The organism is Alcanivorax sp. (assembly GCF_051117345.1).
Lineage (GTDB): Bacteria > Pseudomonadota > Gammaproteobacteria > Pseudomonadales > Alcanivoracaceae > Alcanivorax.
Window position 1 is genome coordinate 15,827 of record NZ_JBNPEC010000013.1, and the last position, 25,848, is coordinate 41,674.

Annotated in this window: 17 protein-coding genes; 11 read left to right on the plus strand and 6 right to left on the minus strand. The window is 60.3% G+C overall.

Translation table 11 applies throughout. From position 1 onward, the window contains the following. Positions 1-41: 41 nt before the first annotated feature. Positions 42-980: a ribosome biogenesis GTPase YlqF gene (gene ylqF / locus ACFE0K_RS01195; RefSeq protein WP_434534318.1), complete on the minus strand. Its 939-nt coding sequence runs from the start codon at positions 978-980 to the stop codon at positions 42-44. Positions 981-1,248: 268 nt separating this feature from the next. Between ylqF and ACFE0K_RS01200 the strand changes: the two genes are divergently transcribed. The 11 genes from ACFE0K_RS01200 (at position 1,249) to ACFE0K_RS01250 (ending at position 14,588) form a co-directional block, all read left to right on the plus strand. Further along, positions 1,249-2,451, plus strand: a complete 1,203-nt coding sequence (locus tag ACFE0K_RS01200; protein WP_434534319.1) for an acyl-CoA dehydrogenase family protein — start codon at positions 1,249-1,251, stop codon at positions 2,449-2,451. Between the two features lie 145 nt (positions 2,452-2,596). Beyond that, a complete protein-coding gene (locus tag ACFE0K_RS01205) occupies positions 2,597-3,721 on the plus strand; it encodes an acyl-CoA dehydrogenase family protein (RefSeq protein WP_434534320.1) in 1,125 nt (374 codons plus the stop codon). 295 nt (positions 3,722-4,016) lie between these two features. Beyond that, entirely contained in the window at positions 4,017-4,643 is a 627-nt protein-coding gene (locus ACFE0K_RS01210; protein ID WP_434534321.1) for a TetR/AcrR family transcriptional regulator, read from the plus strand. A gap of 133 nt (positions 4,644-4,776) precedes the next feature. Beyond that, a complete protein-coding gene (locus tag ACFE0K_RS01215; protein WP_434534322.1) occupies positions 4,777-5,694 on the plus strand; it encodes an oxygenase MpaB family protein in 918 nt (305 codons plus the stop codon). Then, positions 5,681-7,348: a class I adenylate-forming enzyme family protein gene (locus ACFE0K_RS01220; protein WP_434534323.1), complete on the plus strand. Its 1,668-nt coding sequence runs from the start codon at positions 5,681-5,683 to the stop codon at positions 7,346-7,348. Before ACFE0K_RS01215 ends, ACFE0K_RS01220 begins: the two co-directional genes overlap by 14 nt. A gap of 145 nt (positions 7,349-7,493) precedes the next feature. Then, positions 7,494-9,140 (plus strand): lipoprotein insertase outer membrane protein LolB, encoded by a 1,647-nt coding sequence (locus ACFE0K_RS01225; RefSeq protein ID WP_434534324.1) that lies wholly within the window; start codon positions 7,494-7,496, stop codon positions 9,138-9,140. Further along, positions 9,140-9,673 (plus strand): FMN-binding protein, encoded by a 534-nt coding sequence (locus ACFE0K_RS01230; protein ID WP_434534325.1) that lies wholly within the window; start codon positions 9,140-9,142, stop codon positions 9,671-9,673. The genes ACFE0K_RS01225 and ACFE0K_RS01230 overlap by 1 nt, the downstream gene beginning before the upstream one ends. A gap of 314 nt (positions 9,674-9,987) precedes the next feature. Then, the gene (locus ACFE0K_RS01235; RefSeq protein ID WP_434534326.1) at positions 9,988-12,597 is read left to right on the plus strand and encodes an intermembrane phospholipid transport protein YdbH family protein; all 2,610 of its coding nucleotides are present in this window, start codon (positions 9,988-9,990) and stop codon (positions 12,595-12,597) included. Next, positions 12,594-12,782, plus strand: a complete 189-nt coding sequence (locus ACFE0K_RS01240) for a YnbE family lipoprotein (RefSeq protein WP_434534327.1) — start codon at positions 12,594-12,596, stop codon at positions 12,780-12,782. Before ACFE0K_RS01235 ends, ACFE0K_RS01240 begins: the two co-directional genes overlap by 4 nt. Positions 12,783-12,793: 11 nt before the next feature. Beyond that, on the plus strand, positions 12,794-13,117 hold the full coding sequence (locus ACFE0K_RS01245) for a YdbL family protein (protein ID WP_272961655.1): 324 nt from the start codon (positions 12,794-12,796) through the stop codon (positions 13,115-13,117). A 364-nt stretch (positions 13,118-13,481) separates the two neighbouring features. Further along, the gene (locus ACFE0K_RS01250) at positions 13,482-14,588 is read left to right on the plus strand and encodes an OmpA family protein (RefSeq protein WP_434534328.1); all 1,107 of its coding nucleotides are present in this window, start codon (positions 13,482-13,484) and stop codon (positions 14,586-14,588) included. Positions 14,589-14,856: 268 nt separating this feature from the next. Here the strand turns inward: ACFE0K_RS01250 and recD are convergent, their stop codons facing one another. From recD to ACFE0K_RS01275, 5 genes are all read right to left on the minus strand, one after another. Then, entirely contained in the window at positions 14,857-16,812 is a 1,956-nt protein-coding gene (gene recD / locus ACFE0K_RS01255) for an exodeoxyribonuclease V subunit alpha (protein ID WP_434534329.1), read from the minus strand. A gap of 186 nt (positions 16,813-16,998) precedes the next feature. Further along, positions 16,999-20,592 carry an exodeoxyribonuclease V subunit beta gene (recB, locus tag ACFE0K_RS01260; RefSeq protein ID WP_434534330.1) on the minus strand — a complete coding sequence of 1,198 codons (3,594 nt, stop codon included), beginning with the start codon at positions 20,590-20,592 and terminating at the stop codon, positions 16,999-17,001. 285 nt (positions 20,593-20,877) lie between these two features. Next, entirely contained in the window at positions 20,878-24,291 is a 3,414-nt protein-coding gene (recC, locus tag ACFE0K_RS01265; protein ID WP_434534331.1) for an exodeoxyribonuclease V subunit gamma, read from the minus strand. 178 nt (positions 24,292-24,469) lie between these two features. Next, positions 24,470-25,165 (minus strand): LysE family translocator, encoded by a 696-nt coding sequence (locus ACFE0K_RS01270; protein ID WP_434534332.1) that lies wholly within the window; start codon positions 25,163-25,165, stop codon positions 24,470-24,472. Further along, positions 25,159-25,809, minus strand: a complete 651-nt coding sequence (locus tag ACFE0K_RS01275) for a DJ-1/PfpI family protein (RefSeq protein WP_434534333.1) — start codon at positions 25,807-25,809, stop codon at positions 25,159-25,161. The genes ACFE0K_RS01270 and ACFE0K_RS01275 overlap by 7 nt, the downstream gene beginning before the upstream one ends. Positions 25,810-25,848 lie beyond the last annotated feature (39 nt).

Genomic DNA, 25,848 nt, shown 5'->3' on the forward strand with positions numbered 1-25,848 from the left:
TCGCATTGGTTGAAGCGGAAGGCCTTCGTGGTGGCAGCAACCTATTTCAGCCCCTTCGCCTTATACGCCGCCTTCCTTGCCTTCTTCTTCGCCTCCTTCTCCTCTTCTTTCAGTCTGCGGATCTCCGCCACCTTCACATGCTCCTTCTCCGCCATGGCCGGGGTTTCCAGGGTGAGCTGGCCGAGTCTGCCGCCGCGGTATTCGCTGATCAGCAGGGTGGCGGCGCGGTCGAAGTCCACGTGGCCGCCGCTGCCCAGGCAGCCGCGTTGTTTGCCGATGGTTTCCAGGAAGGGCACGCCTTCTTCGGGCAGGTCATCGAGTTTGAAGCGTTCTTTCATCTGTTGCGGGTAGGCCTGCATGAAGTATTCGGCGGCGAACAGGGCTACGTCGTCTTCCTGCATGGCGGTGGCCTTGATGGCGCCGGAGAGGGCCAGGCGGTAGCCGCTGTTACGGTTCTCGATTTTCGGCCAGAGGATGCCGGGGGAATCGATCAGGATCAGGCCGCCGCCCAGTTCGATGCGTTGCTGGCGTTGGGTCACTGCCGGCTCGTTGCCGGCTCTGGCCACCTGGCGGCCGGCCAGGGTGTTGATGAAGGTGGATTTTCCCACGTTGGGGATGCCGGTGATCAGGGCGGTGATGGTGGTGGCCCGATCCCGCTTTTTGTGGAACATCTGCTGGCAGATATCGGCCAGTTTGCGCATCGGTTCCGGCTGGTGGGTGGTGATGGCCAGGGCGCGGACGGTGGGGTCTTTTTGCAGGTGCTCGAGCCATTGCTGGGTGATGGCCGGGTCGGCCAGATCGCTTTTGCTGAGCAGTTTCAGACAGGGCTTGTCGGCACGGAAATTCTCGATCACCGGGTTGGAGCTGCTGTAGGGCAGGCGGGCGTCGACGATTTCGATGATCAGATCCACCTTTGGCAGGATCTCGCGGATCTCGCGGGTGGCTTTGTTCATGTGGCCGGGGAACCAGTTGATGCTCATAAGCGGGTGTTGCCTGTCTGCATGGAATATCGGAGCAGTATAGCTGAGTTGGTTTGTTGGAGCCTTGTTCACAAGGCGAAAGCCCGTGCCGGCATCAAGCTTCGCCTTGTGAACAAGGCTCCAACGGCTTGAGGTAGCTTGGAGACGGAGTGGAGCAGGGGCGGACCTTTGACGCTTTGCGCCAGAGGCATGATACGAATCGTCATTATTGTCTCATTGGGCCTGCCGTACACTGGTTCCACTGAGTCTGATAACAGCGGAGTAGGGTATGGATCTGCAGGTGCCGGAGCAGGAGAAGGCGTTTCGCGATGAGGTGCGCACCTTTCTGGAGGAGAGCCTGACCCCGGAGATCCGGGAAGCGGGCAGGATGGTGACCTCGGTGTTTGCGCCGGTGAAGGAAGCCATGGCTTGGCAGCGCATTCTCAACGACAAGGGCTGGGCGGCGCCGCACTGGCCGAAGGAATTCGGTGGCACCGGCTGGAGCGTGACCCAGCGGGCCATCTTTGCTGAAGAACTGGTGCGGGCCGAAACCCCGCCGCTGATTCCCATGGGCCTGCACATGTGTGGCCCCTGCCTGATCGGCTGTGGCACCGAGGAACAGCAGAAAGAGTATCTGCCGAAGATTCTCAGTGGCGAGCACTTCTGGTGCCAGGGTTATTCCGAGCCCGGCGCCGGTTCCGACCTGGCCTCCCTGAAGACCTTCGCCGAGAAGGATGGCGACGACTACATCCTCAACGGCACCAAGATCTGGACCACCTACGCCCACTACGCCAACAAGATGTTCGCGTTGGTGCGCACCAACCGCGATGGCAAACCGCAGCAGGGCATCACCTTTCTGCTGCTGGACATGGATCTGCCGGGTATCACCATCGAGCCCATCGTCGGCCTGGATGAAGTCAGCGAGCAGTGCCAGGTGTTCTTCGACAATGTGCGCGTGCCGCAGAAGAACCGGGTGGGTAAGGAAGATGATGGCTGGACCGTGGCCAAGTACCTGCTCACCTTCGAGCGCGGTGGCCAGGAATATGCGCCGGGCCTGAACGTGATGCTGGAAAAGATCCGCTTGATGGCCGAGAAGCAGCAGACCGCCTTTGGCCCGCTGGCGAAAGACCCGGTATGGCAGCACAAGTTTGCCGCTCTGGAAGCGGATGTGCTGGCACTGGAATTCACCGAGATGCGTATCAAGTCCGCCCTGTCGGCGGGTAAGGACCCGGGCGCGCTGTCGTCCATGAGCAAGATCTTGGGCACCGAGCTGCTGCAGAACGTTACCGAGTTGCGCATAGAAACCCTGGGTAGCCAGAGTGTCATCTGGCAGCCCCAGGCTCTGGTGCCGGGCCAGGAACAGCCTGTGATCGGGCCGGAGTATGCACTCACTGCCATGCCCCATTATCTGAACTCGCGGGCCTGCTCCATTTATGGCGGCTCCAATGAAGTGCAGCGCGGGATTATCGCCAAGGCCGTGTTGGGGCTTTGAGGGTGACCGAGGGGCCGGGATTCGTCATGCGAGCATGACTTCCCACAAGCTCTCTCGGCGGTGTCAGGTTTTGTGGGAAACCATGCTTGCATGGTGAAGGCTTGAACGGTGAGAACCGGCAGCTGCCCGGGAATGGAGAGCAACGATGAATTTTCAGTTGAGTGAAGAACAGCAAATGCTGGCGGACAGCGCCAAGCGGTTTGTGCGCGACAACAGTGATGTGGAAAAACATCGCCAGAATAAAAAACTGATGCCACTGGATGCGGCCACCTGGCAGCAGTTTGCCGATCTGGGCTGGCTGGCCGTGCCGTTTGAGGAAGAGCATGGCGGCTTGGGCATGGGGCCGCTGGAAACCATGGTGTTGCTGGAAGCCCTGGGTGAGGGCCTGATCATGGCGCCCTATATCGCCACCGTGGTGTTGGGCGGCGGCTTTCTGCGCCGGGCCAGCGCGGCCCAGCAGGCGCAAACCATTCCGGCCTTGCTGGAAGGCAAGCTGCAGGTGGCCTTTGCCGCGGAAGAGTACCAGCGGGTATTCACCCTGGAAAACACCGCCATGAAGGCGGACGTGCAAGGCAGTGAGGTGGTGCTGAACGGCACCAAGTGCTGCGTCATGAATGGTGACCAGGCGGATCAGCTGGTGGTGCTGGCACGCACCGGCGGTGAGCCCGGTGACCAGGATGGCCTGAGCCTGTTTCTGGTGGATGCCAACGCGGCGGGCGTGGAGCGTGTGCCACACCGTACCGTGGACGGTCGCCAGGGGGCAGAGATCCGTTTCCATCAGGTCACGTTGCCGGAGGCTGCCCGCATTGGCGAACTGAACGGCGGCTATGCCATCGCCCGGGATGTGCTTAATGACGGCCTGCTGGCCCTGTCGGCGGAGTCCGTGGGCAGTCTGTCCGTGTTGCTCAACGAGACGGTGGAATACAGCAAGACCCGCCAGCAGTTCGGCGTGCCCATCGGCAAGTTCCAGGTGCTGCAGTTCCGTATGGTGGACATGTTCATCGCCATGGAGCAGACCCGCTCACTGCTGTTGGCCGCCACCCTGAAAACCGTGGAAGGCCACCATGATGCCGGCAAGGCTGTGCATGCCATGAAGGCCCAGCTGGGCCGGGCCGGGCGCAAGATCGCCCAGGAAGCGATCCAGATTCACGGCGGCATGGGCATGACCGATGAGCTGGGCGTGGGCCATTATGTGAAGCGGGTAACGGCGGCGGATGGCCTGTTCGGCAATTCGGATGTGCACCTGATGGCCATCGCCCGGTCGGCGTAAATGGATTTTGACCACAGAGGGCACAGAGAACACTGAGAAAAAAGGTTTCTTCTGACACCAGCTCTAGCCATGTTGTAGGAGCTTGCTCGCAAGCGAACCGCGCAAACCGCTATTCGCAGACCGGCGCCCACAGCAAAGGAAAGCCTGTTCATCCTCAGTGAACTCTGTGCCCTCTGTGGTAAAAAAGGATTTTGAACAAACCATCTACGGAGCAACCGGGGCCGATGAATTTGCCGACCACGGTGGCCATGGGGTATAAGCCATGAACACCACCGGGGACACACTGGGAGTCTGAATGTCACGTAACGCGGCCGCGTCGAAAACCTTGCTGAAAAACCTGCAGGTGCCGGAAGGCGACAAGACCTACGAGAAAATTCTCGATGCGGGTCTGGCCCTGTTCGTGGAATTCGGCCTGCGCCGCACCACCATGGAAGATGTGGCCAGCAAGGCGGGTATTGGCCGTGCCACGGCCTACCGCCGTTTTGCCGACAAGGACCAGTTGATCCAGGTGGTGATCCTGCGTGAGTGCCAGCTACAGCTGGCCAGGATCGAAGAGGAACTGGCACAGATCGACAACGGCGTGGAACGGGTGCTGGAATCCTTTGTGCTGGCGGTGACCCGGGCCCATCACCATCCGCTGTTGCAGCGGTTGCTTACCTCCGAGCCGGAAACCATTCTGCCGATTCTCACCCAGCGTCTGTGGCAGATGATGGGGTTTTTCCGGTTATATATGGCCGGCATGCTGGATCAGGAGCAGGAGAAGGGCGCGATCCGCAAGCAATCTTCCGAGGCTTTGGCCGAGCTGATGCTGCGCCTGACCCAGTCCATGGTGCTGTCGCCGGATGGCGTGATGAACCCGGCCGACGAGGCCGGTGTGCGCCAGTGGGCCAATGACTATCTGCGCCCGCTGCTGACCCCCTGACATTTTCTTCCTCGCCCTGACCGAAACGGTCTAAACAGAAACGCGAAATCTGTGTGATGCTCTTGTCTGTCCGACCTATTGAGACGTATTTTTCTATTTGTCTCAATTGAGGATGCAATCGACAGGATTTGCCATGACACAGACGGCCACCGAAACACAGCGCGAGATCCCCCAGCCCCTGGGGCCGGATTCCTACACCTGGCAGGACTTTGGCTCCTGGCGGTTTCATCTGATGCTCCCCCAGGCCTTCGTGCTGCAGGTGGCGCACCCGATCATCGACGCCGGGGTGGGCGAGCACTCGGTCTACAAGACCGACCCCTGGGGCCGCGCCAAGCGTTCCACCGAACTGCTTTGGCCCATCGTTTATGCGCGCCCGCAGAAAGCCATCGAAATGGGCATCAAGCTGCGTGACCTGCACCGCACCATCAAGGGCGTGGACAAGCACGGCAACAAGTACTTCGCCCTGGATCCGGAAGCCTATAGCTGGGTGCATATCACCGGTTACGACGCCACCATCCGCATGCACGAATTGCTGGGCAAGTCGCCCACCGCAGAGCAGCGTCGCGCCATGTTTGTGGAGTGGCGGCAGCTGGGCAAGATGATGGGCATTCGCGACCAAGACCTGCCCGCCACGGAAAGCGACTACTGGGCGTATTTCCACGGCATCATCCGCGACCGCCTGGAGTGGGGCGAGGTGGTTCAGGACCTGATGCGCCCGGAACATTATCTGGAAATCCCCAAGCCGCCGGGCAGTCGCATTCCCGATGGGGCCTGGCGTCTTATCCTGACAGTGATGGGCCGCTTTATGCGTTTCAACCTGCGCGCCACCTTGCCGCATCAGTTCCGGGAAAAATTCCATATCCCCTGGAGTAAAACCGACCAGCGACTGTTCCGTGCGTGGTGTGGTGTCTATCGCTTTCTCCACGCCCTGACACCGAAAAAGCTGCGGCTGATTCCCATGGCACGCAAGTCTTACCGCGACGCCGAGCGTCACCCCCACGCCTATAACCTCAGCACGATTCCGGAAGGTGCCCGCTATGACATCGGATAACCGCCCCTGGCTGTCCACTTATGCCTCTCTGGGTGTGGACTGGCATTCCCTGCCGGACTTGCCCGAGAAAACCCTGTCCGACTACGTGCGTGACTTCGCGCAGCAATTTCCGGAACGGGAAGCACTGGTGTTTCTCGGCCAGGCGATCACCTATCGGCAACTGGATAATCTGGCTGATCGCATGGCCGGCCTGTTTGCCGCTCAGGGAGCCAGCGCCGGCGATGTGCTGGGCCTGCAGATGCCCAACACGCCCCAGTACGTGGTGGCCTTTATTGCGGCGGCCCGGCTGGGCATGGTCAGCACCAGCATTTCCCCGCTGATGACGCCGCCGGAAATTACCCATCAGGCTAATGATGCGCAGGTAAAAATACTGCTGACGTTGATGCCGTTCTGGCAGACCTCGGTGCCGCCGGTGCTGGGCAAGGTGGATAGCTTGAGCACGGTGATCGTGTCCGGCCCCATGGATCTGATGACCGGGCAGGGCGAGGCCCTGGAAGAGACGCACGAGGGCGTGCAGGTGATCTCCCTGCACGACCACCTGCCGGCCAGCGTGGAGCCGGTGAACACGCGGGTGGATATGGACCAGGTGCTGTACCTGCAGTACACCGGTGGCACCACCGGCCTGCCCAAGGGCGCCAGGTTGACCTCACGCAACCTGTTCATGAACAACCTGCAGGCCAATGTCTTTTACGGCTATCGCATCGGCGAGGAAACCGTGGCTTCCGCGTTTCCGCTGTTTCATATCGGCGGCGCGGCAGTGGTGTTCAATGCGCTGCGCACGGCGTCCACGTTTCTGCTGATTCCCGACCCCCGTGATATCGATCACTTCGTTGCCGAGATGAAAGCGCGCACCCCAACGGTGCTGGCGGCAGTGCCGGCGCTGTACCAGATGCTGTGTGTCAACGAGACCTTCAAGGGCCTGGATTTCAGCGACCTGCGCATGGCCATTTCCGGCGCGGCGCCGTTTGCCAAAGAAGAAGTGCAGCGGCTGGAAAGTGTCATCGGCAAAGGCAAGTTTTGTGAAGTGTACGGTATGACCGAAACCAGCCCGGTAATCACCCTGAACCCGGCGTCGCACTTCAAGGAAGGTCATGTGGGTATCCCGCTGCCGGGTACCGAGGTGCGCATTGTGGATGTGGATACGGGTAAAGAAATGCCTCTGGGCGAACCCGGCGAAATCATCGCGGCTGGTCCCCAGGTGATGCAGGGCTATCTGGCCATGCCGGAGGCCACGGAAAAAGCCCTGCAGGACATCGACGGCAAGCGCTGGATGCACACTGGTGATATCGGTGTCATGGACGAAGACGGCTTCGTACGCGTCTGTGATCGCAGCAAGGACATGTTGATTGTCGGTGGCTACAAGGTGTTTTCCGTGGAAGTGGAAGGCAAGGTGCAGAGTCTGCCCTGGGTGGGCATGTGCGCCGTGGTGGGTCGTCCGGACAGCAATCGGCCCGGTAACGAAATCGTGCAGCTTTACGTGGAACGCACGGCGGATTGCGACAAGAACGAAACCGATCTGAAGGCGGAACTGGACAGCTTCTGCCGGGAAAACATGTCGCCGTACAAGGTGCCGAAAGAAGTGTTCTTCCTGGATGCCATTCCGCTCACCTCGGTGGGCAAGATCGACAAGAAGGCGTTACGACAAACCGCCTAGCTTGAAACGTAGGGTGCACTGAGCCTAAGGCGAACTGCACCGATCCAAGGCCTTTGTGGTGCAGTTCGCCTTAGGCTCAGTGCACCCTACGGGAAAGGCTGGCGATATTTTTTACCCATACCAATAACGATAAAGGGTCACGATCATGACCGTAAAAGCGCGACAACATAGCACGATGATCCTGCTGGGCATGCTGCTGGTGCTTCAGGGCTGTTCGGCATTCAAGGCCTCCCACTTCGTGCCGGAATCGGCGGAAAACATGCGCGAGTGGCAAGTGGAAGGGCGCTTTGTTCTGCGGGCGGACAGTACTGTCAGCAAAAGCCACTTTGCCTTCCGGCAGATCGGCGAGGAGTACGCCCTGTCCATTCTCATGGATGAACCGGTGGGCGAACCCCGGGTCGTCATTCATGGCAATGTCTATGAGCTGGACAGTGAAACCGTGGATGTGATCGGTGGGGCGGAGGCCATGAAAGTGGCCGAGCATCTGCAAGCGCATATTCGTGCCGGCAATCTGTCCTACTGGCTGCGGGGTCTGCCGGCCACGGCTGACGCGGTGGTCTACCAGGAAGACCTGGATCGGGTGGATCGCATCGAGGAAGGCGGTTGGGATATCGATTACAAGGACTATATGGCAGTGCAGAATTACCTGCTGCCAGAGACAGTGAAATTCAAAGGGGAGCAGGGGTCCTTCACGCTGGATATGGTGCGTGCGGAAACCGCCTACCTGACCAACCCCTGTGGCCAGTCTGTGCCAGCCGCAGAGCTGGAGGCGGCGCCGGAAACCGATAATGCGACACAGGATGCCGTTCGCCTGCTGGTCCCCGCCGATGGCAGCCCGCCTATTCCCCGCTGGGTGGATAAGGCGGCATTCTGCCGACAGCTGGTAAAAGTTCACGGCAAGGTGCCGGACCCGCGAGTGGGCCTGTACGGGCCGGACTCGATGATGTGGAAGCTGTCGCGGGAGGCGATGCCCGGTGCTTTCGGTGCCGGCCGGGCCCTGTTGCTGCAACTGGCCCACCCCTGGGTGACCGCCAGTATCGACGAACACTCGGTGGTGCGCGATGATCCGTTGGGCCGCGCTCGTCGCACCTTCCAGCATGTGGGCACCATGGTGTTCGGCAGCATGCCTCAGGTGATGACTTCGGCCAATCAGGTGCGCGATATCCACGAAGAAATCGAAGGCGAAGTGCCGGTGGATTCCGGGGCCTTCAAACGGGGCAGTGAATACCGGGCCAACGAAGCATCGGCCATGATCTGGGTGCATTCCACCCTGTGGGAAACCCTGGCCTACATGTACGAGAAGATGGAAGGCGAACTGACCCAGGCAGAGAAGGATCAGTTCTACGAAGAAACCAAGCTGTTCGCCATGCTGTTCGGCGTGCCGGAGCAGGCGTTGCCGAAAGACTGGAACGCCTTCATGGCATACAACCGCGCCATGTGGGCCAGCTCGCAGCTGACCGTGGAAGAAAACGGCATTCGTCTGAAGGAAGATCTGTTCGACCCGCGTTCGATCTGGATGATCTTTCCGCTGTGGGTGCAGGAGCAGGTTACCGCCGCCAATTTGCCGCCGCGTATTCGTGATGAATTCGAAATGAAATATGGCTGGTGGCAGAAGTTCAACAATGCCTGGATCATGAGTGGCGCCAAGGTGACGCAGTGGATGCTGCCCAAGACGCTGGAGCGCAACCCGCTTTATCATGAGGCCAATGCCCGCCTGGAAGGGGAGCGGGTGGGGGCCTATAACCAGTTTCTGATCGAGGCGCTGCTGGACAAGGAGCGGTTGGTTAACTGATGAAAAGAGTCATGGCACTGCTGATGATGCTCGGGCTGGCCGCAACGCTGCCGGCCTATGAGGTGCAGATTCGCCACCTCAGTCAGCCGGATTTTCTGCAGCAGGTATTCGCCGACAAGGAACCGCAACCGGGGTTGCTGCCCTTGCGTGGCGAATTGCGCGAGCGAGTGACAAAGGTGCTGGGTCACCCCTACCGGGGCCTGCGCCTGCGCTATTGGCATACTGACGATACCAGCGCCTGGATCATCGACGAGAAAAGCAAGGACATGCCCATGACGGTGGGCGTGGCCGTGGGGCCGGAAGGAATTGTGGATCTGGAAATCCTGGTCTACCGGGAACCCCGCGGCGGCGAAGTGCATCAGGCATTTTTTCGTCGTCAGTATCGGGGCATGACGCTCAGGGATGACGATACCTTGTCTGGCGACGTGGATGGCATCACTGGCGCCACCCTGTCCGTGGACGCCACCAGCCGCGTGGCGGCCATGGCGCTGGTGCTGCATCAGGCGGTGATGGATGGATTGCCTTCCCGATAACCAGTGCTACCCGCTGGTGGTTCTATGTTGGTTTGCGAGTCCAACAGCTGGTTTTGGTTCGGTTTCTTTGTGGGAGATGATGCTTGCATCACGAAGGGTTTTGCTTGCAGCTACCGCCGTATTCGTCATGCAAGCATGACTTCCCACAAAAAACTTGACCGTTGTTTACAAAGCGAGATCCTTCGGCTGCTCTACGCCTCCTAGCTTTGCGAGAAAGCGCCCAGCAGCCGGGCTATTAGCAATAACGGATAGTTGCCAGAACCCCGCCAAGCCACCACTATCGAACCATTGTCGCTGCGCTGGCTCTAACCGTTATGGTTCGATTTTTTCCGCCTGTTTTTCGAGGCCTTGGTTATGCGTTGCTGCTGGTGTTGCTTGTGGCACTGGTGGTCGCGGGCTGGCTTTATAGCCAGGGCCTGCGTGTGGGCAAACCGGGCTGGGACAACGGCCTGACCCTGGCCCATTGGCGCTGGCAGCCGGACGATTGTGCGCCCCTGGCCGGTGACGATCTGGTTCTGCGCGATCTGTTTCCTCTCACCGTCCACACGCGCACGGTCACTGTCACGGCCTGTGACAGCGGCGCGGACGATGACAGTGTTGTGATGCCGGACTCCCTGCCGTGGACGCCCCCTTTTGCTCTTTCCATCGATACCTTGCTGTTGCCTGGCATGGGTGAGGTAACGCCACCACCGTTGCAGGTAACGGCCCGGCAGCAACAACAGCACTGGTCGGTAAAGGTGGAGAGCACAGCAAGCCATCTGCAGGCGGAATATGAGCGTGATGACGGGCAGTGGTCGTTGCACGGCAACGGTGGGTTGAATGAATGGCTCACGGACTGGCAGGGCACATGGCAGCTTGAAGGCGATGGTGTGTGGCAGGGACAACCCGCTGGCGCCCTGAGCGCAACCCTGCAGGACGCGGGCCTGCAATCTCAGCTGCAAAAAGCCGATCTGGCAATGACGGCCAGTTTCACTGGTGCGCAGTGGCAGGCAGATATGAGCCTGACGGAGCCGTTGACGCTCAATGGGCAATGGCAACTGGCAATCCCGGAGCCGTTATCGTTGCAAGGGCAGGGCATCGCCCTGTCGCAAGCTCGGGGACAGTTACAACTGCAAGGGCCACAGGGGCAGGTCCATGTTTCTGCCAGCAGTAATGACAGCACTGTAGAGCAGGGTGCCGGGCAGGTGACGCTGCAGGGTCCGCAGCTGGACGGGCAAGTGGACTTTCACTGGCAGGACCGCGTGCTGACCCTGTCGCCGGCAAGCCTGACGTTGCCGGAAAAGCTTTCCGCCCGTTGGCAGCAACCTCTGAGCGTGCCCATGACGCTGGAAGGCGCCACGGCGTTGCCGGTGGTGCTGGGCTATCAAGACCTGCGCCTGCAAGCCAGCCCCAGCCGGCTCCAGTGGCAGGGCAAACATTGGCAATGGCAGGGAGCGTTGGCGTTGCAGGGCCGTTGGCAAGGGTACCGGCTGGATGGCCACTGGCAGGGCCAGGCCGCCAGCGATGGGCTGGAGGGAAAGCCGATTACCCTCGATGCTCGTAATGGCGACGATCACCTGGCTTTTCGGTTGCCGCTGGATTCGCTGCACCGGGCACCCTACGGCGGCAAGGCCACGGTGAAAGGTCGCTATGCCGGTTATCCACTCAATGGCAGCCTGTCTTTCCGCCAGGCAGACAACGGTTGGCAGGGCATGTTGTCTGCCACTTCTTCTATCCCTGACTATGACCGGGGCGGCGATGCCTCCCTGCAGGTGCCATGGCGCCTGAAAGATAGTGCCGTGGTGCTGGCGGATGGCAGTCGATTGACCATTAGCGAAGGGCTGGTGAAACAGGTGCTGCTGCGCCCGCTCACTGTGACGGCCAGGGGGCCGGTAACGGTGAGCAGCGCCGGAGCCAATGGGCGAGTGAAAATGCACAGTGGCGGGTTGCTGGCAGCCCGCTGGCGGTTGCCGGTGGTGGAAGGCAGCGCGCGATTGTCCGGCAAAAAGGCCACGGCGACGCTGACGATTGTCGACTGGCAAAGCGAATTTACGGCGGACGCGTCCCTGAGCGGGGAGGCTCTCCATGGCAGTTTTCACCTCGACAGCCAGCTGATGCCGGCCATGGGGCAAGGCCTGGCGATGACGCCACAGCAGGGCACCCTGAGCGGCAAGGGGAACTGGCAGTGGCGCGATACCGTGTCTGCCCGGGGAACGCTCAGTCTGGCGGATACCGGGGTGGACTGGGGCAGCGTAACGGCTCGGGGTATTCAGGGAACCATGGAAGGGCACTATCGTGATGGCGCGGTGTCTCTAAAGAGTCAGGGACCGGTAACGGCCAAGGTTCTGGATATCGGCACGCCGATCACCGGCCTGTCCCTGCGGGTGGACAGCGATCTGGCCCGCTGGCAGCTCTCCGATATCAAGGCCGATCTGCTCGGTGGTTCCCTGCGGGCGCCGGCACTGGACTGGCCGTCACCCCGCCCTCAGCCGGTGGTGATTACCCGTATTGATCTGGAGCAGGTGGCTGCCCTGCAGAAACCCCCGGCGGTGTTTCTGGATGGGCGCGTTGGTGGCTATGTGCCCCTGCAACTGGGCAGGGATTTTCTGGTGGTGGAAGGCGCACGGTTGGCCAATGAGGAAACCCTGTCATTGCGTATTCCTCCCTCGTCCAGTGTGCAGTCCATGGCCAGTTCCAACCAGGCTGTGAAACTGGCCCTGGAAAGTCTCAGTGTGTTGACCATCCCGGATTTCCAGGCCCGGATGAATATGGACAAAGACGGTTGGCTGGAGGCAGCGGTGACCATTAAAGGCATCAATCCGCAAAGAAATAATCTGCCGGTGGTGTTTAACTATACTCATCGGGAAAACATGCTGGTGCTGATGCGCAGCCTGCGCATTGGCGATGACATCACCGAGAAACTGCGCACGGAGAGAGCACAATGAAAACACTCGCGCCGGGTTTGTTGCTGGTGGCGGTAACTTTACCCGCCTGCACACCGACGGTGGCACTCAAAGCACCGGAAGAGCCCATCACCATCAACCTGAACGTGAAGATCGATCATGAAATCCGCCTCAAGGTGGAAAAAGATATCGATCAGTTGTTCAGTGAAGACAGCGACCTGTTTTAGGAGTAGGAACGATGAAGATAGTAAAAACCATGATTGCCACCCTGACCTTGCTGCTGAGCATGGCAGCGTTTGCGCTGGATCTGGATGCGGCGAAAAGCCAGGGCATGGTGGGTGAACAACCGGACGGTTATCTGGGTGTGGTCAAGGCGACCCCGGCTGCGGTGGAGCTGGTGGCAGATATCAACCAGAAACGCCGTGATGCCTATGAACGTATCGCCAAACAGAACGGTATTACCCTGGATCAGGTCGCACGCCTGGCCGGCCAGAAAGCCATCGATAAAACCGATGCCGGTGATTATGTAAGAACCCCGGACGGCCAGTGGGTCACCAAATAATGATGGGTCGACGTTGGGTGGATTAGCCGCAGGTGTAATCCACCAAAGTGACTATGATGGATTTTGAGTCGATCTGGGCTGGTGGATAATACCTGCAGTTGATCCACCCGACCGAAAGGGCGTGAAGAGGTGTCGAAAAACCTATTCCGGCACACTGTTTTTTATAAAAATAAATTTCTATAGGAAGAGTATTGGAGCTTTCGTTCCAACTGATAGTTATTACTTAATTATATGTAAACCCTTGGTCTGGGAGTCGTTAAATTTCAGTAAATTTGCGCATGTCAGCGCGGCATAGTGGCTGTTTGTTCCTTGTCCCGGTGGTTAAATCCACAGAATTACTGGGCAACAGGAAAGGATCTCTGCCATGAAAACTATTTTGCGCGTTACTGCGGCTATTCCGCTGTTTATCTCCCCCCTCGCCATGGCCGGAGAAAATGTTCCGGATCGTTATGGCTATATTGGTGGCCATGCCAGCTATTACAATTTTTACGACAACGATGTGATCGGTAATGGCTCCGATGGCCTGGATGATGTCCCTTTTTATGGCGGTCAGCTCGGCTGGCGTTTTCACCCCAACTGGTCTGTCCAGGGGTGGTATGACGAAGTGGAAGGCGATGCGGAGAGCAAATACGACTCCGGTCGTCGTCTGGACATGACCAACTATTTCGTCAGTGGTCGTTATCATTTCAACGATACCGGCATTCTCGGCTTTGAACCCTACGCGGGTATCAATGTGGGCGAGCAGCTGATCGAAAGCCTGAACAACACCAACAGTGATGAAAACGATGAGTTGATGACCGGTGTCGAGCTGGGTGTTCAGCGCGCGTTCTTCAAGCATGTGATTCTGGATCTGGGTACCCGCCAGGCTTACAGCACTGACCGCGAGTACTGGGAAGGCCAAGTCTATGCGGGCCTGAACCTGGCGTTCGGTATCAGCAACGACAGCGATGACAGTGCCGAAGAGGAAGTGGTGCCGGCAACCCCGGCGGAAGTGGTAACCGGTGACAGCGATGGTGACGGCGTCAATGACGACCGCGATCGTTGCCCGAACACCGCGTCTGGTGCGGTTGTCGATGCGGATGGCTGTCAGGTTTATGAAAGCCTGGAGCAGCGAGAAACCTCGGTGATCTACTTTGGCTTCGACCGCGACACCATTCAGGGTCAATTCTCTGATGAAATCCGTGGCGTGGCTGAGCGACTGAACGGCGGTGAGCAAGGCCATATCCGTGTGGAAGGCCATGCTGACAGCACCGGCCCGGCGGAGTACAACCAAGGCTTGTCCGAGCGTCGTGCCCAGTCCGTGAAGGACCGTCTGATGAAAGATTTCAAAGTCAGCGGTGAGCGGATCAGCACGGAAGGCTTTGGTGAGAGCAAGCCGGTAGCGGACAACAGTACCCGCGAAGGCCGCGCCAAGAACCGCCGTGCGGATATCATCGTGGAAACCGAAGAGAAAGAAGCGCAGTTCAAATAACCGCGCGATTCGGGAAACAAAAAACGGGATGCTTCGGCATCCCGTTTTTTTATGGTCGTTGGTGAATTTTACTTCCCACTTTTCCACTAAGCGATTTTTTCGTAGGAGCTATGCTTGTCCCCCCAGGGGATCTACGACATGCGAACCGAGCCTTAGCGAGGAAAAAAACGGCGCAATATTCTCCCGATTTCGCCAAAGGCACTAGCGACGTCTGATGTTATCAGCCCCCCCGCTTCGCGGTTCGCCATGCAAGCATAGCTCCTACAATCTATTTAAAAAGCCGCTCTGCCAACCCCGATGCCCGCCAGGTGCGTTTCTTGACGGCGCTGTCTAGCACCGCCGGTTTGCCGAATTCCAGCAGGGTGAAACGGTCACGGGCGCGGGTGACGGCGGTGTAGATCAGTTCCCGGGTGAGTAGCGGATGGGGGGCGTCCGGTAGCACCAGCAGGGTATGCCGGAATTCCGAGCCCTGGGACTTGTGCACCGTCATGGCATAGACGGTTTCCACCCCGTCCAGGCGGCTGGGCAATACCCACTTGATGCGACCGTCCGGCAACTGGAAGGCGACGCGCAGCAGCAACGCCTGTTTGCCATTACGGTCTTCCCGCTTTTTTTCCTCAAGTAATGGAAGGGTCAGCCCCACATCGCCGTTCATTAACCCCAGCTGATAATCGTTGCGGGTCATCATCACCGGCCGGCCCGGATACCATTCCCGTTCTGGAGCCAGGTCCTGTTGTTGCAGGTGGCGAGTGATGCGCTGGTTCAGTTGTTCCACCCCAAACGGCCCGCTGCGCAGACCGCTAAGCAGTTGCTGATGGGTGAGCTGCTTGAGCAGTCCGGTGGCCCAGGCATCGAACTGTTGCCGTTGTGCCGGTGGCGTTGCCACCGCTTGAAAGAGCGCACGTAAACCCGGGTGATCGCCACTGCCGTTGAGCAGCAGGGTTTCCAGTTGCTGGCCATCGCTGCGCAGGGGGTGCCGATGCAGACTGTCGCCGTATTGTTGAAACGCCTTGCGTACCTGCGGCAGGTTTTCCTCGTTCACCGCTCGGGCCAGTTCGCCGATGCCGGGGCTGTCCTTGGAGCGCCAGTTGGTACGCAGCATGGCGGTCTGCTGGGCCAGGGCGTTGCCCGGGGTTTGCTCGGTTTCCCGGTAATCGCTGATGTCGGCGCCGCAGGTGTCTTTGACGAAATCGATGGTGCCTTGCTGATAGCGACCTTGGTGAGCATGGCGACACAAATCGCCCATCACTGCGCCGGCTTCCACGCTGGCCAGCTGGTCCTTGTCGCCGAGAAGAATCAGCCGGGTGTGCGGACTCAGGGCTTCCAGCAGGCTGGCCATCATGTCCATGTCGATCATGCTGGCTTCGTCCACCACCACCAGATCCGCGTGGAGCGGATTGTCAGCGTGGTGACGGAAGTGACGGCTGTCCGGGCGGGTGCCGAGCAGGCGGTGCAGGGTGGTGACTTCCGTGGGGATGGCATCGCGTACCGCGGTTTGCACGTCGAGTTGTTGCACCTGTTCGCCGATGGATTCGGTGAGCCGCGCCGCCGCCTTGCCGGTGGGCGCGGCGAGACGAATACGCAGGCGCTGGTTGCTCGCCATGGCCAGGCTTTGCAGCAGCCCCAGCAGGCGTACCACGGTGGTGGTTTTGCCGGTGCCGGGGCCGCCGGTGATGATGCCGATACCGCTGCGGCTGGCCAGGGCGCAGGCCACCTGTTGCCAGTCGGTCTGACCGTCGGCGCCGGGGAATAATCGGGCCAGGGCGTCGCGCAGGCCCTCGTCGGGCAGCGGGCTGACAGTGGCCAGTCGCTGGCCGATGGCCTCGGCGACAGACACTTCCCGGGCCCAGTTGCGGCGCAGGTAAAGGCGGCTACCGTCCAGCACCAGCGGCGTGCTGCCATTCTGACTGACCAGTGGACTCTGTTGCAGATCATGCAGCCAGTCGTCGGGCTTGCCGGACAGTAGGGTGACCAGCTCCGGCGGTGGGCTGGTACCCCACAGCTGGGTGGCCAGTTCCCGGTTTTTCAGATCCAGACAAAGGTGGCCGCTGGCCTGTTGGTTGCTGGTGAAGGCGGCGAGCAGAAGCACTTCGTAGCTTGCCTGTGGGCATTGCTGGTTGAGGAAGCGGGCAATGGCCACGTCCAGATCGCGCAGCAGATTGTTGTCGCGCAGCAGGATAAGAGCGTCTTCCCAGGTGAGGGCGGAGAACAGGTCAGATTGCATGAGAAGCCCTCCGGGAAGGGCAGCTTCGAGCTACTAGCTGCGAGCTGCCAGATGAAAACCTGAGAAAAAAGAGGCCATAGAACAAAGGGGGCTGTAGTGATTCAGCAATGTTGTTTCGCGAGCACGACCTACTCCTAAAAGATTGCCTGTCACGCGTCTCGCAGCTAGTGGCTCGCAGCTCATAGCTCATATCTTTCCCCCAAACATCGCATCCAGCGTTTCAATCAACCCTGTATCCGGTCGATCAAACACCGTTCCTGCCGCTGGGCCTTGCAAGCCGCGCAGGAACACATAGACGGCGCCGCCCAGGTGCTGGTCGGGATCATAGTCCGGCAGGCGGCTTTTCAGCAGGCGGTGCAGGGCCAGCAGGTAAAGGACGTATTGCACTTCATAGCGTTTTTCCAGCACCGCATCGGTCATGGCGTCCAGGGTGTAGGCGCTGTCATCCACGCCCAGCCAATTGGATTTGTAGTCGAGCACGTAGTATTTGCCGTCGTGTTCGAACACCAGATCGATAAAGCCCTTGAGCATGCCGTTGAGGGTATCGGCTTCCAGTCGCGGGCGCGGATGCTGTGGGTGAATGTGCTGGCGGATCAGGGTGTCCATCTCTGCCACTTTCACCTGGTGGGCGGGGAACAGAAATTCCAGTTCCGGCACATAGGTGTGCAGGGTATTGAGGGCGATCTGGTCGTGTTTCAGCGGCAGGGCAGTGGTGACCGCCTGCTTCCACCAGTGACGGATCACCTCGGTGTACTCCTGCCAGCCCCGGGCCTGCAGTTTTTCGTCCACGCTGGTTTCAAACTCGGCGGGGTCGGCCAGGGTCTCAGTGAAGCGCTGGTTGGCGGCCTGCTCGAGTACATCGTGGAGCAGGGTGCCGGGTGCGGCGCCACGGGGAAAAGCGTGGATGGTATCCGGCAGCGGTTCGGCGTTATCGATAACAGTGTCGTCCTGCTGCTCGGCCAGTTGATCGCCGCGCGGGTCCGCCGGGGCCAGGGTTTCCTGTACCTGTTTGAGCGCACTGTAGCTGGCAATCCACCAGGGTTGCCGTTGTCGCGCCACAGGAATCAGCGGCGTACGCAGGTTCCGCGCTTCGGCTTTGGGTTGATAGCATTCCGCGTTGCTGTCTGGTGCCTGAATGATGTTGACCGCATCGTTGGCCACCGGAGTCAGCGCGGTACGCAGGCCGTCGTTGGCCACACCAGTGCCGAACAGCAAACGGCCGATGGCGCTTTTCTCTAACTGGTTCTGTTTGCCTCGGCCCTTGATGTAGGGGGCCAGCCCCAGGGTGCAGGTGTGGCAGGCGCGGGTCAGGGCCACATAGAGCAGGCGCATGTCTTCGGCGAGCCGTTCGTGATCCGCCTTGTTCTCCACGTTGTCGTCCGGTTCCAGCGACACATTGAGATGATCGTTCTCGTGGTAGCGCAGCGGCGGCTTGTTCTTGTCCGCCGGGCGGAAGCTGCAGATAAAGGGCAGGTACACCAGCGGGTATTCCAGCCCCTTGGATTTGTGGATAGTGATCACTTTGACCCGGTCGTCGTCACTTTCCAGGCGCAGGATACTTTCCTTGCTGCTGCCGCGGCCTTGCTCAACCGTGTCTTCCAGATAACGGATCAATGACTGTTCGCCATCCAATTGGGTGGCGGCCTGCTGCAACAGTTCGGCCAGGTGCAGCAGGTTGGTCAGGGCGCGTTCGCCGTCCAGGCTCTGGCTGAGGCGGGCGGGTACATGAAAATCCATCAGCAGGCTGCGCAACATGGGCAGCACGCCCTGGGTCTGCCATTGCTGGCGATAACCGTGAAACTGCTCCACGGTTTCTTCCCAGCGCACTTCATCCTGATTGAGGGCATCCAGTTCCGCGTAGGCCAGGTCCAGCACTGCGCAGGCCAGAGCGCTACGCACGCGGGTATCGGATTCCGGGGTGGCGCAGGCGTGCAGGATCAGCAGCAGGTCATGGGCTTCGGACTGGGCAAACACGGAATCCTGATCGGACAGATAAACGCTGCGTACTCGGCGTTCCATCAGTGCATCGCGGATGGCTTTGGCTTCGGTGCGATCGCGTACCAGGATGGCAATATCGTTGGGATGCAGGGGCCGGAAGGTGTCGGCTTTCTGGAAACCGGTGACGCCGTTGACGGCACCGTTCAGTAGATGGGCAATTTCACTGGCGCAGCGTGCCGCCTGCTCGTCCCGGTATTGGCCTGCGCTCACCGGTTTTTCCTGTTCGTCCACCCACAGGGTAATGCCGGACTTTTCTTTCTTATCGACTAACAGAATGTCCTTGCGGCCGTTGGCCTTAACCGCTTCAAAGGGAATGGCGTTGTCCATCATGAACACATCGCCAAAGGTATTCTGGCTGTAGGTGAACAGATGGTTCACCGCGTTGACCATGGCGTCGGCGCTGCGGAAGTTTTTATCCAGGGTGTAGTGGTTGCCTGCGGTGGCCCGACGGGCTTTCAGGTAGGTGAAAACGTCGGCGCCACGGAAGGCATAGATGGCCTGCTTGGGGTCACCGATCATGAACCAGCCAGTGTCTTTTTGCCCTTCGTAAAGTGCGGAAAAAATCCCGTACTGGGTGGGGTCGGTATCCTGGAATTCGTCAATCAGCGCCACTGGAAACTGGTCACGGATAACCTGGGCCAGGCGTTCGCCGTTGCCGCCTTTCAAGGCATCGTGCAGGCGGCTGAGCATGTCGTCGAAGCCCATGGTGGCGGTCTGGCGACGGACCTGGTCCACGCGCCGGTCGATCCAGGCGGCGGCATGGGCTAGCAGATCGGTGCGGGGCAATTGCGTGTTTGCCCGGCCTTCCATGACTGCATCCAGCTGCTGGCAGAAGGCAAAGTCCGGGCGGTGATCCAGGCCGGCCTTGGTGAGCTTCATGCCTTCATGGGAAAACTTCGCCAGGGTGTCGTAGGCCTTGTCGTTGAGTCGTTCGCCGTTGGCGTAGCGCTGCAGGGTCTGCAACATGCCGGGCAGGCTGGTGGTGCGGTAGCTATTGCCGTTAAGCCATTTATTGTCGCGGGCGGCGCGCACCCATTCGAGAAAGTCCGGCAGTTCGTCGGCCAGTTGCTGGCGGGCTTGTTGATCCTTGTCGGCTTGCGGGCCGGTTTGTGTGAGCCAGTGTTTGACGCTTTGCGGGAGTGCCTCCGGGTCGGCTTCTTTCAAACCGAGCAGAGGGCGGCAGGCGTCCAGCAGGGCGTCCGGGTTGCCCAGGTTGTCGCTTTGCAGGGCATTGGCGGCGCTGACCGGGAAAGTGGCAATCACCGAGCGCCAGTAATCCCGCGCTGCCATCTGCTGTTCGTCGCTGGCGTCTTCCTGCAATTCCAGGCTGAACAGGCTGCCGGAATCGAAGGCATGCTGTTTGAGCATGCGATTACAGAAGCCGTGGATGGTGTAGATGGCGGCTTCGTCCATCCACTGGGCGGCGGCATCCAGACGCTGGGCGCAACGGGCCCGGTCGTCCGGGTCGCTGTAGTCATGGAGCAATTCGGCCAGCACCGGGTCGTCGGCGTCGGCATTGGCATCGGCAAAGACGCGCGCGGCATCGGCCAGGCGGTCGCGGATTCGTTCGCGCAGTTCTTCCGTGGCCGCTTCGGTGAAGGTCACCACCAGAATTTCCGGCGGCAGCAGCGGGCGCGAGAAGGCATTGTCGTCGCCATGACCGAGCACCAGACGCAGATAAAGCGCGGCCAGGGTAAAGGTCTTGCCAGTGCCGGCGCTGGCTTCGATCAGCCGGGTGCCGTGCAGCGGAAAGGTGATCGGGAGCGGACGAGTATCGGTCATGCAATGCCCCCCTCTCCCTGTCCCTCTCCCGCAAGGGGAGAGGGGACCCAATAGAGAGCGCTTCTCAGGACTGAGAACACGGACGTTACTCCAGGTCTTTCTGAACGGTCCCCTCTCCCTTGAGGGGACCAGTGCAACGCAGAACAGCCGCAGGCTGGCCCGAAAGGGCGAGCAGAGCGAGTAAGGGACAGGGAGAGGGTGAAGCTACGAAGCAGCGTAAGCACAGAAGGCTCAATTCGCCCGGACTCTGTGCCAAAAGAACGCCGAAACGTAAGTAATAAAAGGCTAACTATCACCATGTTCTCTCCATTGCGCATGTTGATAGAGCGGGGCATAGAGTTGCTCGGTCCAGTAGGCGAAGGCGCTGTCGTCGCCGTGTCGGAAAGCCAGCATGTCATCGAAGTTGGCCCAGGCGCGGGCAATGGCCGGTTCCTTGTCCTGTTCGCCGGTGTGCATGAAACCGGATTCGAACACCTTGCGGGCCTCGTTGTCGCCGTTGTCTTTTTCCTCCCCTTTCAGCCAGGCGAAGGCGGTGGCGCAGGCGATGGGTAACGGTTCGCACAGGGCCTGTTGCCAGGCATGGCCCAGTTGGTCCAGGCAGTGCTGAGCGTCGCTGCGGTTCAGGTGCGGCAGAGTGATGCGGCCATCCTGACCCTGGATATGCGTGGTCAGCGGATGCCCGGCGGCGCAGGCGGCCAGATGCAGGGTCCAGTCCCGGGTGAGTTTGTCGAAGCGCTCCTTCAGCTTGCCGGTGTGCAGCACCAGGCGCTGGCTATTCGCTACGGAGCCACGCAGGTCGGTGAGCCAGTCTTCGATCTGCAGCGGGCCGGCGTTAAGGCGGATTTCCTGTTGCGGTTGCGGGGCGCCGCACTCGGCCAGCAGGGCAAAGTACTGCTCCAGTGGCTGCGACAGGGGCATCAGCAGGCTGTCGCGGCTGCCTTCGTCAAAGGGTGCCAGGGGCAGATCGCCGCTGCCGGCCAGGCGATCCAGAGTGTGGGCCATGGCGTCGCCAGCATGCTCGGGACCGGCGCGCAGGGCTTCACTGAGCAACTGGTCCTGTAACTGGAAACGTTGCAGGCCATCGAAGGAAAAGGGTTCGCTGTCGTCCAGTACCTGGCGTTGCTGTTTCAGGCGGGCCTTTAGGCGTTGCTCGAAAAAATGCGCCACCGGTTGCTTGAGAAAGCGGCCTAGAGCGGCGCAGGTAATCGGCTCATCGTTTTCCAGTGGCGGCAGGGGTTGGTCATTGCTGACCTTGTGCGCCAGGCCATCGTGGAGGGCGCGCCATTCGTTGGCATAGGTGTGTAGGGACTCGTTTAGCTGGATGTCGTTGGCTGCATCCTGCTCAGGGTGGAAGAAGTAGCGGGCGCTGAACGGTTGCAGCGGGTGGGCCACGGTGAGGGCATCCACCGGTTCGCCCTGGTCGGCGTGCCAGCGCTGGTTGATATGGTCGCGCAGTTGCGCCACCAGCACCGAGGGCGGACGTTCGCTGTTGTCGCGCACGTTGCGGCCGGTCCAGCTGATGTAGAGGCTGTCGCGGGCACTGAGTAGGGCTTCCAGAAACAGGTAACGATCGTCGTCGCGGCGGGATCGGTCGCCGGGACGATAGTTACCCCACTGGCGCATCAAATCGAAATCCATGGGCTGCTGCTGACGCGGGTAGTCGCCGTCCTTCATGCCTAGCAGGCAGACATGGCGGAAGGGGATGGCACGCATGGGCATCAGGGTGCAGACGTTGATACGCCCGGCCATGAACCGTTGCGACAGGCTTTCCGCGTTGAGGGCATCGAGCAGGGGGCGGCGGGCCACGGTGAGTGGCAAGGGGCTGTCGAAGTCGGCTTCGGCGCAGGCGGCCAGCCAGTCGTTAAGGGCGTCGCGCAGGCCCGCATCCAGGGTTTGGTCCGTTTCGTCCACCGGGGCGAATAGATCATCCAGTAACTGGGTGAAGCGTTGTTGCCACTCCCTGGCGCTGACGTCCTCACGGCTTTGCTGCCAGTGATGTTCCAGGGTGTCGAGGAGACGGGACAGTCGCCCGGCCAGCTCTGCGCCCAGGCCGGCTACTTCGTCCAGGGGTTCGATGCCCATCCAGGCCGGGCCGTCGCCGAGCAGGTAGCCGGCCAGCATCCGTTTCAGGCCGAAGGCCCAGCTGTTCTGTTCGAAACCGGGCACGTCCAGGGTCTTGCGTTGCTGGCTGTTGAGGCCCCAGCGAATGCGCGCCTGGTCGATCCAGCGGGCCAGTTGCGGCAGGTCGCCTTCGTCGATGCCGAAGCGTTCGCGCACGGCGGGCACATCCAGCAGGTCGAGAATGTCGGTGGCGGTGAAGCGCCACTGGGGTAGGTGCAGCAGGGATTCCACTGCCTGAGCCAGGGGGGAGGCGGCACCGGCACTGCGGTCGCTGAGGGTGTAGGGCAGATAGCGCGGGTCGTCCCGTTCCAGCCGACCGAACACGGCATCGATGTGCGGCGCATAGGCTTCAATGTCCGGCACCATCACGATTACATCGCGCGGCTGCAGGCTTGGGTCGTTACTGAAACGATCCAGCAGTTCATCCTGGAGAATTTCCACTTCCCGCTGGGCGCTGTGGCCGATGCGAAAATGCAGGGAGCTGTCCACTTCCAGGGGCGGACGCTGGTCCGGTGCTGGGAGAGGTTCCAGATCGAGAATGTCCTGCTGCAACTGTTGCAGCAGGCTTTGCCCGTGGATGGGCTCAAACAGATCGATCTGGTTCTGGAAGGCGCTGCGATAACTGTCCGGGTCGTCATGGTCGTAGAGCAGGCCAATAAAGTCCCGCCCCTGTTTGCCCCAGGCGGCGAGCAGCGGGTTAACGCGGTTTTCCGGCAGGGCGGTCAGGTGGCGTTTGCGGTTGTCCAGCTGGCGGCGCAGTAGCTGTTTGTCTTCGACGATATCCGCCCAGTAATGCTGGCAGGGGTTCTGAACCAGCATCAGAATCTGGCAGTGCTGGCTGAGCGCGGCCAAGGCTTCCAGGGCCTGTTGGGGCAGCGCGCTGATGCCGAAGATGATCAGCCGGCGTGGCAGGCCTGGCGGTGGCGTGCCCTGTTCCTGTTGTAGAGTGAGTGCGGCCATGAAATCCCAGTGGATGGCGCTGCGGCTGAGGCCTTGTTTGTTGTCATCCATGTCCGCCAGCAGGGCGCGCCACAGATGTGCCTGCCATAACTGGCTGGTGGGGAAATCGTCAAAGGCGTCGCGATCCTGCGCTTTGCGCAGGCGATCGTTACCGCTTTCCCAATCCGCCAGCCAGTCTGCCCGATACATTTGGTAGGCATCGAACAGATCTGCCAGTCGTTCGGCCAGCTGGTGACGTTTGCGGCCATCCACATCGTCGGCCAGAAAGTGGCGCAGGGGACCGAAGTGCTCGTGATTGAGCAAGGCTGGCAGCAGCCGGTACAGCCGCCATAGCAAGCGGGATTTGTCGAATGGTGAAGTACGCGGTACTTGGTCTTCGCCGAGCACGGTGCGGTAGGCCCCCCACAGGAACCGGGCCGGCATCTGGAACTGGAAGCCGGCGCTGATCCCCAACGCATCCGCCAGTTGCAGTTTCAGCCACTGGGCCATGCCGTTGGACTGCACCAGAAAGGTTTCCGTTTCCAGTGGTGACAGCGGCTCGCGCTGCAGCCAGTCGGCCACCAGCTCGGTGAGAGTTTCCAGACGGTTGCCGTGCAGCACCATCAGCCCGTTTTGCATGAAAAATCCCTGGGGTTGAATACCAAGGGGTAAGACTAAGGGAGACGGGGGGATGGAGGAAGGGCCGGCACGACAAGGGAGCGTTGAAAGACGCGAGTTGCGAAAACCGGGACCGTTATGGATTTTGACTTTCGCTTCTCGAACCTCGCGACTCGATATTGATTATTCGTTTTCCCCGTTACAGCACACTCATCCACCAGTTCAGGCGTTCCCGCTTCGGGGGTGCTTGCGGCTTTTCCTGCGCGGGTCTGGATTCGGCTTCGCCGGCCAGGCTGGGCTGGATACCGAAGGTGGGATACAGGGACGCCACTAGCAGAATAGCCATGGCACGGTTGAACCCTCGAAGGCGTTGCCCTTCCTGCAGCCAGTTTTTCAGGGCCGCACCAAACAGGTTCCAGCTACTGATCAGCGGCAACCCGACGATCAGAAAGGTACCAGCAACGATTGCCGCGCTAAGGGTAAAGTTCTGTGGCTGGGTAAAGGTGGCCACACCAGTGAGAATCATCATCCATGCCTTGGGATTGACCCACTGAAACAGGGCGGCCTGTATGAAGGTCAGCGGTTTGGCGTTGTAGCGATCACTTTTCAGGTTGCGGGTGCGAACCAGCTGCCAGGCCAGATAAAGCAGGTACAAGGCACCGCCCACGCGCAGTGCGGTGACGGCTTGCGGGAAGCGGGTGAGTAGCTGGCCGAGTCCCAGCGCTACGCATAGCAGTATTACCTGACAGCCGATGGCGATGCCCAGAATGTGGGGCAGGGAGCGGCGGAAACCTGCGTTGGCACCGGACGCCATAAGCATCAGGTTGTTGGGGCCGGGGGTGCCGGTCATCACGGCGACAAAGCCGATAAGTGCCACCAACTGTTCCGTTACCATGATGATAGTCCTTTCTCGCAAGTGGGTTCCGGGGCGGTATTTTTTTTCGGCAAATACGGTGCGATGTTGTTTATGGCCCTGGCAACGTACTCATCTTTTTCGCCAACCGGAGCAACGTAGTGCAGTGCGTTTCTTGCAGCGTCTTCGCCCTCGGTGCGGGCGATAATCCAGGCGGCAAGATAGGGCGATGCGAGGCAGCCCCCTGCGGTGGCGATGTTGCCGGAGGCGTAAAAAGGCTGGTCGAGTACCTCCACGCCAGCGTCCTGAACCCAGGGTTTACTGGTGAGGTCGGTGCAGGCCGGCACGTTGGCGAGCAGACCGAGCCGGGCGAGAATTAGCGCGCCAGAGCACTGTGCGGCGATCAGCTGTCGGGTAGGGTCCAGGCGCAATGTCGAGATGATGGCTGGGTCGTTGGCGATCTCGCGCGTTTTGACGCCACTGCCGACGATGACTGCGTCAGCACCAGGGATTTGGTCGAGTGTTGATTGCCCCTGCACCGTCACGCCATTCATTGAGGTGACACTGCGTTCAGGGCTGCAAAGCGTGACGTGCCAATCCGATTTTCGAATGCGGTTTAGCACGGCTAGTGCTACCAGAGAGTCCAGTTCGTTGAAGCCTTGAAAGGTCAGTATGGCGATGTGCATGTCCGTTACCCCAGGTTTTGTGCATGACGCGAAGGAGCC

Excerpts from the sequence above, each read along its gene's own strand:
- ylqF (WP_434534318.1), bottom strand. The coding sequence starts at position 980 with ATGAGCATCAACTGGTTCCCCGGCCACATGAACAAAGCCACCCGCGAG.
- ACFE0K_RS01200 (WP_434534319.1), top strand. The coding sequence starts at position 1,249 with ATGGATCTGCAGGTGCCGGAGCAGGAGAAGGCGTTTCGCGATGAGGTG.
- ACFE0K_RS01205 (WP_434534320.1), top strand. The coding sequence starts at position 2,597 with ATGAATTTTCAGTTGAGTGAAGAACAGCAAATGCTGGCGGACAGCGCC.
- ACFE0K_RS01210 (WP_434534321.1), top strand. The coding sequence starts at position 4,017 with ATGTCACGTAACGCGGCCGCGTCGAAAACCTTGCTGAAAAACCTGCAG.
- ACFE0K_RS01215 (WP_434534322.1), top strand. The coding sequence starts at position 4,777 with ATGACACAGACGGCCACCGAAACACAGCGCGAGATCCCCCAGCCCCTG.
- ACFE0K_RS01220 (WP_434534323.1), top strand. The coding sequence starts at position 5,681 with ATGACATCGGATAACCGCCCCTGGCTGTCCACTTATGCCTCTCTGGGT.
- ACFE0K_RS01225 (WP_434534324.1), top strand. The coding sequence starts at position 7,494 with ATGACCGTAAAAGCGCGACAACATAGCACGATGATCCTGCTGGGCATG.
- ACFE0K_RS01230 (WP_434534325.1), top strand. The coding sequence starts at position 9,140 with ATGAAAAGAGTCATGGCACTGCTGATGATGCTCGGGCTGGCCGCAACG.
- ACFE0K_RS01235 (WP_434534326.1), top strand. The coding sequence starts at position 9,988 with ATGGTTCGATTTTTTCCGCCTGTTTTTCGAGGCCTTGGTTATGCGTTG.
- ACFE0K_RS01240 (WP_434534327.1), top strand. The coding sequence starts at position 12,594 with ATGAAAACACTCGCGCCGGGTTTGTTGCTGGTGGCGGTAACTTTACCC.
- ACFE0K_RS01245 (WP_272961655.1), top strand. The coding sequence starts at position 12,794 with ATGAAGATAGTAAAAACCATGATTGCCACCCTGACCTTGCTGCTGAGC.
- ACFE0K_RS01250 (WP_434534328.1), top strand. The coding sequence starts at position 13,482 with ATGAAAACTATTTTGCGCGTTACTGCGGCTATTCCGCTGTTTATCTCC.
- recD (WP_434534329.1), bottom strand. The coding sequence starts at position 16,812 with ATGCAATCTGACCTGTTCTCCGCCCTCACCTGGGAAGACGCTCTTATC.
- recB (WP_434534330.1), bottom strand. The coding sequence starts at position 20,592 with ATGACCGATACTCGTCCGCTCCCGATCACCTTTCCGCTGCACGGCACC.
- recC (WP_434534331.1), bottom strand. The coding sequence starts at position 24,291 with ATGCAAAACGGGCTGATGGTGCTGCACGGCAACCGTCTGGAAACTCTC.
- ACFE0K_RS01270 (WP_434534332.1), bottom strand. The coding sequence starts at position 25,165 with ATGGTAACGGAACAGTTGGTGGCACTTATCGGCTTTGTCGCCGTGATG.
- ACFE0K_RS01275 (WP_434534333.1), bottom strand. The coding sequence starts at position 25,809 with ATGCACATCGCCATACTGACCTTTCAAGGCTTCAACGAACTGGACTCT.